This is a genomic window from Yersinia enterocolitica (genome assembly GCA_002082245.2).
GTDB classification, from domain to species: domain Bacteria; phylum Pseudomonadota; class Gammaproteobacteria; order Enterobacterales; family Enterobacteriaceae; genus Yersinia; species Yersinia enterocolitica_E.
In genome coordinates this window covers 2,230,239-2,246,035 of sequence record NBTC02000002.1, presented here as the reverse complement: position 1 = coordinate 2,246,035, position 15,797 = coordinate 2,230,239, and the positions used below count along the sequence as shown (strand labels likewise).

Here is a 15,797-nt window from a genome sequence, read left to right as displayed (position 1 = left end):
TGATGACCCACCTACACCACAACAGGGATATGCAATGACAGAAAATGTACAACTTGGCGCGCTGTTAGCCGCCTGCCACTGGATCGGGGAGAAGGGCTGGTGCCCAGCGACTGGTGGTAATATGTCCCTGCGGCTGGACTCGACTCATTGTCTGGTTACCGAATCGGGTAAAGATAAAGGCAGCCTCACCGCTGACGATTTTCTACTGGTAGAAACCGCCAACAACCATGTTCCCAGTGGGCGCACACCCTCGGCAGAGACCGGGCTACATACCTTGCTTTATCGTCGGTATCCAGAGATCAATGCGGTGTTACATACTCACTCGGTGAATGCCACTGTGCTATCTCGGGTTGAGCGTAGCCATGAATTAGTATTGCAAGGCTATGAAATGCAGAAATCACTATCGGGTCAGCGTAGTCATTTGGATGCGGTTGCCATCCCTATTTTTGATAATGATCAGGATATTCCGGCGCTGGCCCAACGGGTTGCCGCACTGGCAGATAATAACCCGCTACACTACGGATTCTTGGTGCGCGGTCATGGCCTGTATTGCTGGGGAAATAGCGTGGTGGAAGCCCGTCGTCATCTGGAAGGGCTGGAATTCTTGTTCCAGTGTGAACTGCAACGCCGCTTGTTTGATCTCAATCCTAACGTGGGGGCTAAATGATCCAGGCTATTGTTACCGATATTGAAGGCACCACCAGTGACATCCGCTTTGTCCATCAGGTGCTGTTCCCCTATGCCCGCGAGCGACTGACGCCCTATTTGCGTGCACATCAGCAGGATGAAGAGATTGCCGTAGCGCTAACCAGTTTGCGCCATGAACTTGCACAGCCGGATGCTGATATTGAAACATTGATTACCGCGTTACATGGTTTTATGGATGAAGACCGTAAATCCACGGCGTTGAAAGCGATTCAAGGCATTATCTGGCGCACCGGTTATCTGCAAGGGGACTTTCGTGGTCATCTTTACCCAGAAGTGGCCCGGCAATTGGCCGACTGGCAGCAACAGGGTTTGGGGTTATATGTCTACTCTTCCGGCTCGGTTGCTGCGCAGAAACTGTTGTTTGGTTACAGCGATGCAGGGGATTTACGCCCGCTATTCAGTGGCTATTTTGATACCCATGTTGGGGGGAAACGTGAGGTGAGCTCTTATCAGAATATTGCTAGTCAATTAGCTATCGCCCCACAAGCACTGCTGTTTTTATCTGATATCCGTCAGGAGTTGGATGCTGCGCAACTGGCGGGTTGGCAAACTTGCCAACTGATTCGCGACTTTCCTGATAACGAAAGCCGCCACCCACAGGTGAGCCGTTTTGATCAAATCGTTTTGGAGGATTTTACAGCATGAGCGGATTAACGATTTTTAGTGATGAGCAGCCGGAGCAACCGCTGTGGCAAAGCCGTGATGCTGAAGAGATCCAGCAGCAACTGACTGCTATTGGTGTGCGCTTTGAGCGCTGGCAGGCAGATCGTGAACTGGGTGAAAATCCACAGCCGGAGGCGGTGATTGCAGCTTATCAACATGAGATTGACCGGCTGGTGGCGGAGAAGGGTTATCAGAGTTGGGATGTGATTAGCATGCGGCCTGATAACGCTCAGCGGGAAGTGTTGCGTGAGAAGTTTTTATCAGAACATACCCACGGTGAAGATGAAGTGCGCTTTTTCGTTGCAGGTGCAGGGTTGTTCTGTTTGCATCTGAACGGTAAAATTTATCAAATACTTTGTGAAAAGAATGACTTACTTTCTGTCCCTGCCGATACTCGCCACTGGTTTGATATGGGGTCTGCACCGAATTTCACGGCTATTCGGGTATTTGATAATCCTGAGGGGTGGGTGGCACATTTTACTGGCGATAAGATAGCCGATGCTTATCCACGTTTGGATTGATCACCTTCTTACTTGAAGCCGCAGCTAACACCGCTGCGGCTTCAATTGCTTTGGGGATAAAATTACAAACATTGCTAATTCTTAGCTTGGAAGAAGCCTGCCGCCACTTGTTCTGGGCTAATGACGCCGCTGTCTAATACCCAACCACTGATCAATGCTGCCGGTGTGACATCAAATGCCGGGTTATACACAGCGGCATCTTCTGGTGCCCAATGGCAACAGCCAAAGCTGCCTGAGACACCGGTCACTTCACTGGCGGCACGCTGCTCGATTGGGATCGCTGCACCATTCGGGCAGTTTGGATCGTGAGTAGTGTGCGGGGCGGCAACATAGAACGGAATATTGTGATAGTGGGCCAACACCGCCAAACTGTAAGTGCCTATTTTATTTGCCACATCGCCGTTGGCGGCAATGCGATCCGCACCAACCCAGATAGCATCCACTTTGCCCTGAGCCATCAGGCTGGCAGCCATCGAATCACAAATCAATTGATATGGAATACCTAACTCACCTAACTCCCAGGCGGTTAAGCGGCCGCCTTGTAGTAAAGGACGGGTTTCATCGACCCACACCTGCTGAATATTACCTTGCTGATGGGCTTTCAATAATACGCCGATAGCGGTACCAATGCCTGCCGTAGCGAGGCCACCGGTATTGCAGTGGGTTAGCAAGTTACTGCCCGGTTTAACCAGTGCCGCCCCATGCCGGGCAATGCGCTCGCACAATTCTCGGTCTTCATCCACCAAATGTAGCGCTTCGCGGACCAAAGTATCGACCCAGTTGGCTTGTAGCAAAGCCTGCTGCATCCGTGCCAGATTATTCATCAAGTTGACTGCCGTCGGGCGGGATTCACGCAGCGCGATGACTGCCTGCTCAAGTTGAGCTTGCGGCAAACCACGTTCTGCCAGTAAAGCCAATAATAAACTTGCTGACAGTCCAATGAGCGGTGCACCACGGACTCGCAATGTTTGGATATGACCAATCAGTAACTCTACCGTATCAGCTAATAGCCACTCCTGACGCTGTGGTAATGCCTGCTGATCGAGTATCCAGAGCTGGTTATCGATAATTCTTAAGCTGGTGGTTTGTAAATCGAGCCTGTTAAGCGTCTGCATTGTCAGTTAAATCCATGTTGCGTTATTGCATCTGGTTTCTTATTCTGCCAACATATCTTACGGATGTGTAGACGTCTATATGGTTTTACGCCTAAATACGGATTTTTTAGCTCTAACAGAGAATAATTTCACAGCTAAGCAAGTGGTTGGCGGTGAGTGAACCAGAATCGGGTAAAGAATAAAGAGGTCGAAGATGTCGCGCTACCATACATTTACTGCTGCGGATGCTGTTGAATATGCTCGCCAATTTGGTCAGGTTGCTAATCCACTGACCTTAGTGATGGCCGATGAAATTGGGGATGGCAATCTCAATCTGGTGTTTAAAATCCGTGATGCGGCCGGCGTCAGTCGGGTGATTGTCAAGCAGGCACTGCCTTATGTGCGCTGCGTTGGGGAGTCTTGGCCGTTGACCTTGGATCGCGCTAGAATTGAAGCGCAAACCCTGCTGACACACAGCCAATTTTGCCCGCAACACACGGTCAATGTGCTGCATCACGATGCTGAATTGGCGGTTATGGTGCAAGAGGACTTATCTGATCACCATATCTGGCGCAGTGAACTGCTGGCAGGTAAACACTATCCGCAAGCGGCGGGACAACTGGCTGAATATTTGGCGCAAACCTTATTCCATACCTCAGATTTTTATCAGTCGGCACAAGCCAAAAAAGCGGCAGTGAGCTGCTATACCAATCCAGAGTTGTGCCAGATTACTGAGGATCTATTCTTTACTGACCCTTATATTGATCATGAACGTAATAATTTTGATCCGGCATTACTCCCTGATGTACTGGCTCTGCGCCAGGATAATGCTCTCAAGGTGGCGGTGGCCTCACTTAAACATCGCTTCTTGAGTAAGGCCGAAGCATTGCTGCACGGGGATATTCATAGTGGTTCTATCTTCGTTGCTGAGGGGCGTTTGAAAACTATTGATGCCGAATTTGGTTTCTATGGCCCAATCGGCTTTGATGTGGGTACCGCACTAGGGAATTTACTGCTCAATTACTGTGGACTACCCGGCTTGGCCGGCCCCCGTGATGCCGCAGCTAGCCGCGAGCAACGGCTGAAAGATGTGCATATTATCTGGCAAACATTTTCTAGCCGTTTCGTGGCGTTAAGTCAGGAAAAAACGCAGGATTTAGCCTTAGCGACCGAAGGATATGTACAACAGTTCCTGCAACAGGTTTGGCAAGACGCGATAGGGTTTTGTGGTACTGAATTAATTCGGCGTACCATTGGCCTGGCACATGTTGCTGATCTGGATAGTATCGCTGATGAAGAGATGCGCCGGGAATGTCAGCGTCATGCGTTGAGTTTGGGGCGTAGTTTGATATTGGCCGCATCACACATTGATAACATTGATAATTTGATTGCTCGCATCAGGCAGAATGGATAGCAAAAATTATTCATGGTACTCGGTGATGGTCTGAACCAGAATATAGTGACCCCGTTAAGTAATGCGGGGCTTTTTATTATTTAAATTACTATATCTAATTATAATTATAAAAAGCATTGTTCATATTTAAGTGATTAGCGGGTATTTAGGCTGTTTTAAAATACGATTAATGTTTTTTATTGTTATTATTAGTATTCCATGTGGCTTATTATTTCTTTTACTGTAATTGTAGTTGGTGTTATTTGGCTGGCTGGCTATTATTTTAATGTGTGTTTTCATTTTGTTAAGTTATTACTTCACTCCCTATTTAAATTCTAATTACTTTGATTATTTATTTGTATGTGAATCTATTATTGTTTCATGTCGATAATGAAATATCTACCATAAATAACTATTTGTTATACGTGTGAGATGAATATTAGTCTGAACCAACAGAGGTTACTCTTTGGGATGTTGGTATTTATTAATTTGTCATGCCATTTTACATTCTATTTTATGTTTATTTAATCACTTTATTAACTTGCTAACTAAAATCAACTATGTGGGCCAGTATTAAATGACGGAGGTTCTTATTATTTAAACTGGCGTGATCATCATGCTAAGCAGGCGTATTTTATGCGACATTTTTATTATCCAGAAAAATTACGGTATCAGACTAAACTGAGTTCCACAGTAATCATGTTTGCCCTTTTTTTTTGCTCACAGGTAGTCGCCGCTCCTCAGGTCATAAATGTACCGAATGCGGGTGTGATTAGTAACGAAATACGGCAAACAACGCCGGTGCCATTGCGTGTGCCACAGGAAGCTGAAATCAAACTTCCACCTTTGCTCCCTCCTACATCGTTTGGCGGTTCTACCTCGGCGGGAAGAATCATGTTACGTGAGGTTAGATTCGAGGGTGATACCCAGTTATTACGGCACAGTAACGGAAATAATAAAGCACTACGCGCCGTAATTACGCCTTGGTTGGGGCAACAATTAACCTTTAATGATTTACAAGCCATGACGTTAGCGGTAACTCGCTTTTATCGACAACAAGGATTTGTTGCCACTCAGGCAATATTGCCACCACAAACTATCCGTGAAGGTGTTGTCATAGTTCGTATTATTGCTGGCAGATTAGATAAACCGGAGATTAATAATCAGAGCCGGTTGAATACTGATTTTGCTACTGCGGTGATTGAAAGTAATAGTTGTAGCAAAGAAGTGGGTTTTGTTGGCAATAAAGATTGTGCCGCTTCTCCGGCTGAGTTATCCCGCCTTGAACGCACCACCCTTATTCTTAATGGAATTCCGGGGGTTGATGCTGCTTTGGCATTAAAACCGGGAACTCAATCGGGAATGACGAGAGTTTATGCTGATATATCCCCAGGACAGACTGCGATGGGATATCTCGGTGTGGATAACCAGGGTAATGATTATTCTGGTCATAATCGGTTATTAGTCGGTGGGGTACTCAATAATATGACCGGCTGGGGTGATCAACTACGTACTGATTTGATTTTATCCAGCTCGGTAGATGTATTCAATGGCATGTTGGATTACAACTTCCCCATTAATACTTATGGCACCCGTGCAGCGCTTAATTATAGTTATCTGGATTATACCCTAAAGGGGCCTTTCGAAATATTGGATGCTCATGGCCATTCTAACACTTGGGGCATTAATTTACGCCATCCGTGGATCCGTAATTCGGCAGCTAGAATTGATGTGAATACCGGTTATTATCAGAGCAGAATGCGTGATTCACTGATTATGCTGCCAGAACAAAAGCGCAATCTGGATGCCGGTGAGTTTGGTCTTGGTGGTACGTTTACCGCAGTACCTAGAGGACTCAGTAATTTTACTTTACTGGGTACGGCAGGCCATCTGTCATTGGATGACGAATTCAGTCAAAGCATGAATTCCTTAACTGGTATTGGTGGCACTTTTGCCCGTTTTAATTATCGTGCCGGTCATGATCAGGGTTTTGGCCCTTATTTCACCTTTTTCAACCAATTTACCGGTCAAATAGCCAGTAAGAATCTTGATAGCTCACAAAAACTGTTATTAGGTGGGCCGCTGGCGGTGCGCGCCTATGGCATTGGTGAAGGGGCGGTGGATAAAGGCACTCTTTTCACTACCGAATTACGCACCCATTGGCAACTCTTACTTCCCACATGGGCAGGAACTGGGAATCAAATCACCTTCGCGGCATTTTTTGACCAAGGGTGGGGCTCTTACTATCGCCAGCCTATCGCGGGCCTGACGGGGAATAATATTAACCTGTCTGGCTTTGGTGCCTATATCACACTCTTTCGTCCGGCAGATTACACCTTGAATCTGACTTGGGCACATCGAACCGGCCAGGCTGCAATTGCACAACCGGATAACGACCAACTTTGGCTTAGCGCTTACAAGATGTTTTAGCGCTTATTGGCATATTTGTCAGATTTAATGGACGTGAATAATGAACAGTAAATTATACAAACTTATTTTCTGCCGTCGGTTGGGATGTTTAATTGCTGTCGGAGAGTTTACCCGAGCTTACGGACGGTCCTTTTCGTCTGGCGGCAAAAAAGTCATTAATGACAATAATACAAAAGCTGGAATATTAAGCCACCTGGTCATCATGACGGGATTAGCTCTTGGCATATTACCGCTACGGGTATTCGCCCATCCCTCACTGCCGGTTAACGGCAATATTATTATCGGTCAAGGTGTGTTGAATGTTCACAACACCACCCTTACCGTGACTCAGCAAAGCGATAAGTTGGCAATCAATTGGGGCAGCTTTGATATCGCGCAGGGGAACAGCGTTATTTATAACCAGCCAGGGCAGCAGAGTATTGCGCTGAACCGGGTGCTTGGTCGCGATGCATCGCAGATATATGGCAGCCTAAAAGCGAATGGACAGGTCTTTTTACTTAATCCGAATGGCATTCTGTTTGGAAAAGGTGCGCAAGTTGATGTTGGTGGTTTGGTTGCCAGTACTAAATCCATGTCAAATCAGGATTTTATTTCTGGGCGCTATACGTTGACCAGCCGAAAACATGAAGGCAAGTTGGTTAATCAGGCTAATTTGCACACCACCACTGGTGGCTATATCGCGCTGATTGGCCAGCAGGTTGATAATCAGGCTTCCGGTGTTATCGCGTCGCCGCAAGGAAAAGTAGCATTAGCGAGCGGGAGTCGTGTCACCCTTAATCTGGATCACGGCAGCTTGCTGAGTGTGCAAGTCCAGGGTGAACAGGTCAGTACTTTGTTGCAAAACGGCGGGCTGATTCAGGCTGATGGCGGGGTTATCCAACTGACAGCGCGCGGCAAAGAGATGTTAATGAATACTGTGATTGATAATACCGGTATTTTGCAGGCGCATAGTTTATCTGAAAAAAATGGCGTTATTTACCTCGATGGCGGCAGTGAAGGGGTGGTGAGCCAGCAAGGTGTTATTGATGTCAGTAGTGCGCAGGGCCGTGGCGGGAATGTTATCTTGCAAGGTGAAAAGATACATTTGGTCGAAACGAGCAAAATTGATGCTCGCGGGGCTGAGGGCGGTAGCAAAGTCCTGGTCGGGGGCGATTGGCAGGGTAAAAATAATGCGATAAAAAATGCCCGAGCAGTCGTCATGGATAAAGGTGCGGATATTGATGTTTCTGCTTCAAACCACGGGTCGGGTGGTACCGCCGTGCTCTGGTCAGAAGATTACACTGGCTTCTATGGCAATATTTATGCTCGTGGTGGGCTACAGTCAGGTAATGGTGGGCAGGTAGAGACATCCAGTAACCGTAATTTACAGGCTTTTGGTCAGGTTGATACTGCGGCTATTCATGGTAGTCAGGGGAGTTGGTTACTTGATCCCGCAGAGGTAAGTATTGTTGGTAGTGGTGCTGAAAGCGGGGTAATGGTTCAGATTGGGGACATTCCTGCTGGATATGTGAAAAATACCCAGGTTTTCGCTCCGACGGTCAAGGTAGCGCAAATATTGAATAGCAGTATCAATACTCAACTCGATCGCGGCACCAATGTGACGGTGACTACCACTAATCACACTTTAACCAATTGCCGCTGGTGCAATATTACGCTAGAGGCTGATATCAATAAAACAGCGGGTGGCGATGCTACGCTGACGTTACATGCTGACGGCAATGTTGTTATTAACAATAATATTACCGCTAATCTTGGCAAGCTGAATCTTAATTTATTAGCGGGTAATTCTACTGCCGACTCTGTTATTACATTAAATAATAGTGATGTGTTGTTAAATAAAGGGGATTTATTGGCAAAACATGCCAATGATAACAGTGCGACTCGTATTATTATTATGGGTGGGAAATATGATGTCGGCAATCTCACTCTTGAAGGAAATGCTGGGGTGGCATCGCAAATTGGGGTGAGTATCAGTCATGCTGCTAATATTTCTGTAGCAGGTGAAACGCGTATAGCGGGTGAAAGTAGTAATGCTAATGGGCAAGGGTGGCGGGGTATTGATATATCTGAGGATTCAGTCTTGACTGGTTCGGGTAATATTTTATTTGCTCTTAAGTCCAATTCTAAAAGTTCGTGGGTAGGCACATTTACGAATGCAACCATTACCGGTGATAAAGATATCACATTCCTGGTAAATACCAATGGTAGTGCATATGGTGGAATGGATTTTATTAATGGCAGTATTTATTCTAAGTCTGGCAATGTTTTATTTGATATCAATGGTGATATCTTTACCCAGACTAATCTTGGGTTACGGATAAAGGAATCACAAGTTAATGGAAATAGTGTTAAATTAAATATCAATATCACTGGAGTTGATGGTTTATTACTTAGAGATAGTAACCTTACGGCGACTGCCGGTAATATTGATGTTGATGCCACTACTACCAATAAAGGGCTGTGGATCTCAGGTAACACTAATATAAATGCCAGTGGCGATATTAATCTGAAAGGTGTAACCACGAACTCTACAGTTGCGGGTGCTGATGCCATCAGGATAAGTGGTAACTCCAGTAGTGTTCAGGTCAATATGACTGCCGGTGGTAATATATCGCTGGTGGCGGTTAATGAAGGAACGGAAATCGGTACCACAGTTGTTGCGGATTTTGCCAATATAAAAGCACAGGAAGGAGATTTTAATTTAAATATCAGTGGGGTCAAAGGCAGTCCTTTCAATAATGTCACTATCAGTGCCGATAATATTTTGATGAATGGTAATATCATCGGTAATGAAGTTGTATTGATGAAGAATACAGTTCTTACTGCTAAAAATGATATTAGAACCAATTTAACCTCCGCCGCACATAAAGCCTTCGGGTTCAGCGGTAATGGTGCGATGACGGCAGGCCAATATATACTATTAGTTGCCAATACCTCAGCACTCGCTGTGGAGGCGGTGACAATAAATGGGACCTCATCTAACAAAGTAAATATCACTGCGGGGAAAGATATATCAATAGAAGCCAATAATCATGGCAATACTTCAGGGGCGGGTATTGGTATTGATGGGGCTAATATTGAAACTAAAAACGGAAACTTCACAGTAAATAACAATGGTTCAAAAGGCATAACCTGGGCCAATTTAGATCTCACAGCAAATGAGGTTAACGTTGTCTCTAACTCGACTAGCTCTGCCGGATTGGCAATACGTGAATCTAATATTACTGCTACAACAGGTGATATTAATGCCAATGTAACCTCCGAAAAAGAAGGTATTTTGATTAAGCCAAATACCATTTTTAATGCTAAGAAAGATATTAATCTGACGGGAGTTGCCACCGGTGATGGCGGAGGGATTTTTATTCAAGGGGATTCAAATACGTCACATAATAATCTTAATGCACAAGGAAATATCACCTTAAATGGTAAGGCTGATATGGGGGCTGCTACGCGAGCATCTGTCTATCTATTAAATACGACGCTGACATCAACTGAGCACAATATTGATATCAATGGTCTGTCTCAGGGGTCGAGACATGTTTATTTTACTGATGTAGAACTTAATGCTACTGCGGGGAATGTTACTGTTTATTCTGAAACACTGGCCGCTTTACCGACTTCATTAAGCACTGCATTAAGTTTGGGGGGGAATATCAGTATAAAAGCCAAAAATGGTTCGATGATCGGTAAAGCATTTAATACGACGCAGGGCTCAGGCGTTGGTTTTAGAGCCAATAGTACCTTGTCGGTTGAAGGGAATATTGCGTTTCAAGGCGAGACAGAAGGCAATGGTGCTACCCGCAAAGGGATTGATTTTAATGGGGTGAATACACTCAATATTGCTAAAGGTAGCCAATTATCTCTCCTCGGTGAAAATAAAGGGGCACCAGCGACTGCTGGCGGAGGGGGTATTACCCATACAGATGCAGCTCAGTTAACGATAAACAATAATGGTTCTTTCAAAATGGAAGGGCGCTCAACCAGCGGTGTCGGCATTAACTTTCCTGCCAGTAATAATAGCGTGATATTAAGTGGCGAGGGTGACACTCTCATTAGCGGCAGTAGTGTCGAAGGTATTGGGGTTGCTATTTCCGGTGTGGTTAATAACGGTACCGGCCCGGTCACGATTGAAGGAACCAGTATTGATAGCGCCGGTGTTCACCTCTTCAGTGCCGAGCATCAAATTAATCATATTAATGTCACCGGGAGTTCAACCCATGCCGAAGGTCTGCGCATTAGCGGCAATGCCACTATTACTGATACCACTCTGACCGGAGAATCAATTAATGGCAATGGTGTGAAAATTGATCCACTGCCGGGTTCTAATATTGTCACTCATGCCGTGTTAGATAATGCCACGCTCAATGGCAGTAGTACTAATGGCATCGGCGTAGAGATTGCCAATGATATAAAGGGTGTCCATCAGAGTGTTATTAATGGCAGCACCGATGGTGTTGGTTATGGCATGGATATAGCAGAAAATTTATATGTCATCGGCACCAGTGAAACCGATTTGCTGACACTAAATGGGGTGGCAACAACAGATACCGGTACTGGGATAAAACTCAATGGCAATAATGATTTAAGTAATACCAGCTTAAATGGCTCGGCTGTGGATGGTATTGCATTGCATATCATCGGCCCACTGACCAATCAAGGCAATACGGTATTGAACGGCACTGCTTCCGGCAGCGGTATTGGTGTGTGGGTTAATGGCCAACTGAGCGACAGTGTGGTGAATGGGACTGCGGCCAGTGGCATTGGTGTTCAAGTTATGAATGGTGTGCTTGATGACAGCCGCATCAATGGCATCTCCGATTCTGGTTCTGGGGTTGGCGTCAATGGCGACACGGTGCTGAATGATACCGTGCTGGTGGGAAATAGTTCGGATGGTAAAGGGGTGGAGATCGTGGGCCGCCTGTCAGGTAGCCACGGCAGCGCAGTACAGGGTGAAGTGGTTAACGGCACGGGAGTGTATATCGATAGAGATGCCACTCTCACTGGTGGTGGTACGGACGATCTGTTTGCTGTCAACGGTAATGCGATGGGCGATAAAGGCACCGGTGTGCAACTGGAAGGTAATAATACCCTTGATAATACCACGCTAAACGGTAGCGCCACTCAGGGTACCGGTGTTGATATTGCCGGTCCGCTGGTGAATAACGGCAATACTCGCGTGGTGGGTATTGCCACTGGCGGCAACGGGGTGGCGCTGAACGGGGCGATCGCTGGCGGCACGGTTAATGGCAACTCGGACAGGGGGACGGGTGTCAAAGTTGATGGTGATATCCAACTTAATAACACCATCATTAACGGTAACAGCTCTGACGGCAAAGGGGTGGAGATCGCCGGTAACCTCACTGGCCGCAATGGCAGTGCGGTACAGGGCGATACCACTAACGGCACCGGGGTGGACATTGGTAAACAAATCCTCCTGGAGGGCGGTGGCCTGGGTGACCTGCTCAATGTTACCGGCAACGCCACCGGCGAGAATGGCACCGGCGTGCAGTTTGACGGTATCAATCTCCTTGATAACACCACCCTAACGGGGAATGCCACTAACGGCACCGGGGTGGATATTAATGGCTTACTACAAAATGAAGGTAACACCACGATTGGGGGTCAATCGGAGAATGGCAACGGTGTCCAGCTTGGAGGGGCAGTCAGTGGCGGCACAATTAATGGTACATCAGCTAATGGCAGCGGCATCAAGGTGGCAAATGACAGTAATCTGGACCACGCCATCCTCAACGGCAACAGCCCGGACGGTAAGGGGGTGGAGATCGCCGGTAACCTCACTGGCCGCAATGGCAGTGCGGTACAGGGCGATACCACTAACGGCACCGGGGTGGACATTGGTAAACAAATCCTCCTGGAGGGCGGTGGCCTGGGTGATCTGCTCAATGTTACCGGCAACGCCACCGGCGAGAATGGCACCGGCGTGCAGCTTGACGGTATCAATCTCCTTGATAACACCACCCTGACGGGGAATGCCACTAACGGCACCGGGGTGGATATTAATGGCTTACTACAAAATGAAGGTAATACCACGATTGGGGGGCAATCGGAGAATGGCAACGGTGTCCAGCTTGGAGGGGCAGTCAGTGGCGGCACAATTAATGGTACATCAGCTAATGGCAGCGGCATCAAGGTGGCAAATGACAGTAATCTGGACCACGCCATCCTCAACGGTAACAGCCCGGACGGTAAGGGGGTAGAGTTCGCCGCTAATCTGACAGGTGGCAACGGCAGCGTGGTGCAAGGCGATACCACTAATGGCACCGGTGTTGATATTGGTGAAAACGCCTCGCTCAGTGGCCCTGCAGCGGATGATCTGCTGACGGTGATCGGCAATGCTAGCGGTGAGAAAGGCACCGGTGTTCAGTTCGGCGGCAACAATACGCTGAATGACACCACCTTAGGCGGTAATGCCAGCGATGGTCATGGCGTGGAGATCACGGGGCTAGTATTCAACAGCGGCAATACGACGATTAATGGTGATGCCGCAGGTGATGGTCATGGTGTGCATATTGGTGGCCCAATTAGTGGGGGGAGGGTGAACGGCCGTTCCGGTAATACTCATGGTATTTTCCTCAATGATTATGCAGCGATAACTGACATTACGCTTGGCGGGAATACCGGCTCATATAAGCCATCGGTGTTTTTCACCTTGCCGGAGAATATTGGTGACAATGTGATTATCAATGGCAAACCTGTTAATAAAAATAATTTTGGCGGTAAAGTCAGGTCGGCCCCTAACCCCGGTGAGAAATCGACTGGAGATAGTACGCAGGTAGCTCAGTCTCAGGAGGGGGGGGAATCAGCCTCGTTACTCATAAGACGAAATCAAATTCTCGGCGCCCTCGAAACACAAACTTTACCGCCCTCTATCCTGACTGAATATGAGCATGATAGTACAGACCATATCAGCCTCACGGTTTGTATTCCTAAGGGTATAACCTCCGAACAGGTTACCAATGAGCACGAGCTATGCGGGACCCATGTTCTCGGTAAGTGGAACCCCTGACTAAAATATCGGGTCAGGAGTAATGGATTTTTAACTCTCTAAATTTGCTAGAGAAATCGTGATGTCGATGTGACAAGGTGAGCTGACAATGGTGGAAAAAACGGCTGAATTAGCATCAACGGTAGAGCAGTCGACCGCATTTTCATTACCCTATTTCGAGTTTTTAGTGTGTGTGCGGCGCTATGAGGAGGCGGGGCGATTACTGGTCTTGATGTTGGAGCAACTGGACCGCCAATATGGCCGCTGGGATGTTTTTTCGCTTAAGCATCAATCGGTACAGCAACAGGAGCATTACTGTAATCGCCTGGCTGCGGCTATTGGCAACCTACTTTCTGATCCTGGTTTTGTGGTATCCGATAAAGGTTTTTTACAACTGATTAATTTCCATCGCTGGATAGCGTTGATATTTGCCGCATCACCTTTTGGCCATGCGGATCATGTGATTACCAACCTTAATCAAGCGGGGGAGGGATGCGCCCATCCTTTGCGCTTTGAGCACCATAATTTTCTGAAATTTTGCCTGATGTATTTACCTGAATCGGGTATTCCGCTTCAGCCGGATATATTGTGGCAATTTAATCCCCCTGTGGCCGCGGCACTGTTTCTGGCGTTACTGTCGCCACGTATTTTACCCAGCGCTGCTGGGCATGCGAAACGTGAGCGGCTATTAGAGTGGTTACCTGAAAAACTACTAACGCTAGAGAATCTTGAGGGCTTACCTGAACGCATCCTGCACGATGTTTATATGCATTGCAGTTATGCAGATAGAGCAGCAAAACACGCCATAAAACGCAGTATTAATTTTCACTTACGTAACACGCTGCTGCGCAATGGGCTATCTGATAACCACTCCCTCCCACCTGCGCGGGATAAACCATTGATGCTGGTTATCCTGGAGTGGTTTAACAGCGGCCATTCTATTTACCGTACTCACTCCAGTACGTTGCGCGCCGCGCGTGAGCAGTTTTCCACCCATGGCGTCACCATTGTGGGGGCCACTGATGCCATCACCCGTGACGTTTTTGATGATTTTACCGAGGTCCAGCGGGCGGGGGCGGTTGAGGCTATTGTGGCATTGGCGCAACAATTGCGACCGGATGTTATCTACTTCCCCAGTGTCGGGATGTTTCCACTCACCATTGCACTGACTAATTTACGCTTAGCGCCCTTACAGATAATGGCACTAGGCCATCCGGCAACGACCCATTCCAGCTATATTGATGCGGTATTAGTGGAAGAGGATTATCTGGGGGATCCTCAGTGTTTCTCCGAAAAAGTGGTTGCGTTACCCAAGGACTGTCTGCCCTATGTGCCGCCTGCCAATATTTGCCAGCCGGAACCGATACAACATTTCGATGAGCGCCCAGCGGTACATATCGCGGTTTGTGCCTCGGCGATGAAAATTAACCCTCGCTTTATCGATACCTGTGCTGAGATTGCCCGGCAAACATCAACGCCGGTGATATTTCATTTTTTGGTGGGTTTTTGCTGGGGAATTACCCATCGAGTGATGGAAAAAGCCGTTAATGCTGTTATCCCTCAAGCTAAAATCTATGAGCATTTGGCCTATCAGGACTATTTATTGGTCATTAATCAGTGTGACCTGTTTATTAATCCTTTTCCTTTCGGCAATACCAATGGCATCGTCGATACTGTGCGTCAGGGGTTACCCGGTGTTTGCCTGAGTGGGGCTGAAGTACACGAACATATCGATGAGGGATTGTTCCGTCGGCTGGGATTATCTGAGGAGTTGATTGCACATGATTTGGCTGAGTATATTGCGGTTACCGTGCGGCTGATCACCGATATTGAGTGGCGTAATAGCCTACGTCGCCAGTTGTTAACAATTCAGCCTGATAATGTGCTGTTTAGCGGGAAACCTGAGCAATTCGGGCTAATTATTAGAGGCCTGCTTGATGATTGTGGTGCTGAAAGAGGATAAAAAAAGCCTCCTGAATCGG

General features: G+C 47.2%; 8 protein-coding genes. 7 read left to right on the top strand and 1 reads right to left on the bottom strand.

What is annotated here, in order from left to right:
- Nucleotides 1–34: 34 nt before the first annotated feature.
- Genes A6J66_011745 through A6J66_011735 form a run of 3 tightly spaced genes read left to right on the top strand, consistent with a single transcriptional unit; the run spans nucleotide 35 to nucleotide 1,892 of the window.
- Nucleotides 35–667 (top strand): methylthioribulose 1-phosphate dehydratase, encoded by a 633-nt coding sequence (locus tag A6J66_011745; protein PNM24802.1) that lies wholly within the window; start codon nucleotides 35–37, stop codon nucleotides 665–667.
- A complete protein-coding gene (mtnC, locus tag A6J66_011740; protein PNM24801.1) occupies nucleotides 664–1,353 on the top strand; it encodes an acireductone synthase in 690 nt (229 codons plus the stop codon). Before A6J66_011745 ends, mtnC begins: the two co-directional genes overlap by 4 nt.
- Complete coding sequence (locus A6J66_011735) at nucleotides 1,350–1,892, top strand: acireductone dioxygenase (GenBank protein PNM24800.1); 543 nt, start codon at nucleotides 1,350–1,352, stop codon at nucleotides 1,890–1,892. The genes mtnC and A6J66_011735 overlap by 4 nt, the downstream gene beginning before the upstream one ends.
- Nucleotides 1,893–1,966: 74 nt before the next feature.
- Here A6J66_011735 and mtnA read toward each other — a convergent pair whose 3' ends face one another.
- The gene (mtnA, locus tag A6J66_011730; protein PNM24799.1) at nucleotides 1,967–3,007 is read right to left on the bottom strand and encodes an S-methyl-5-thioribose-1-phosphate isomerase; all 1,041 of its coding nucleotides are present in this window, start codon (nucleotides 3,005–3,007) and stop codon (nucleotides 1,967–1,969) included.
- A gap of 193 nt (nucleotides 3,008–3,200) precedes the next feature.
- On the opposite strand from mtnA, the gene A6J66_011725 reads away from it, so the two are divergent.
- The 4 genes from A6J66_011725 (at nucleotide 3,201) to A6J66_011710 (ending at nucleotide 15,778) form a co-directional block, all read left to right on the top strand.
- Nucleotides 3,201–4,400, top strand: a complete 1,200-nt coding sequence (locus tag A6J66_011725) for an S-methyl-5-thioribose kinase (protein ID PNM24798.1) — start codon at nucleotides 3,201–3,203, stop codon at nucleotides 4,398–4,400.
- 615 nt (nucleotides 4,401–5,015) lie between these two features.
- The gene (locus A6J66_011720) at nucleotides 5,016–6,809 is read left to right on the top strand and encodes a ShlB/FhaC/HecB family hemolysin secretion/activation protein (protein PNM24797.1); all 1,794 of its coding nucleotides are present in this window, start codon (nucleotides 5,016–5,018) and stop codon (nucleotides 6,807–6,809) included.
- A 40-nt stretch (nucleotides 6,810–6,849) separates the two neighbouring features.
- Nucleotides 6,850–13,836 (top strand): adhesin, encoded by a 6,987-nt coding sequence (locus tag A6J66_011715; GenBank protein ID PNM24796.1) that lies wholly within the window; start codon nucleotides 6,850–6,852, stop codon nucleotides 13,834–13,836.
- Nucleotides 13,837–13,924: 88 nt separating this feature from the next.
- Nucleotides 13,925–15,778, top strand: a complete 1,854-nt coding sequence (locus A6J66_011710) for a glycosyltransferase (GenBank protein ID PNM24795.1) — start codon at nucleotides 13,925–13,927, stop codon at nucleotides 15,776–15,778.
- The last annotated feature ends 19 nt before the right edge of the window (nucleotides 15,779–15,797 follow it).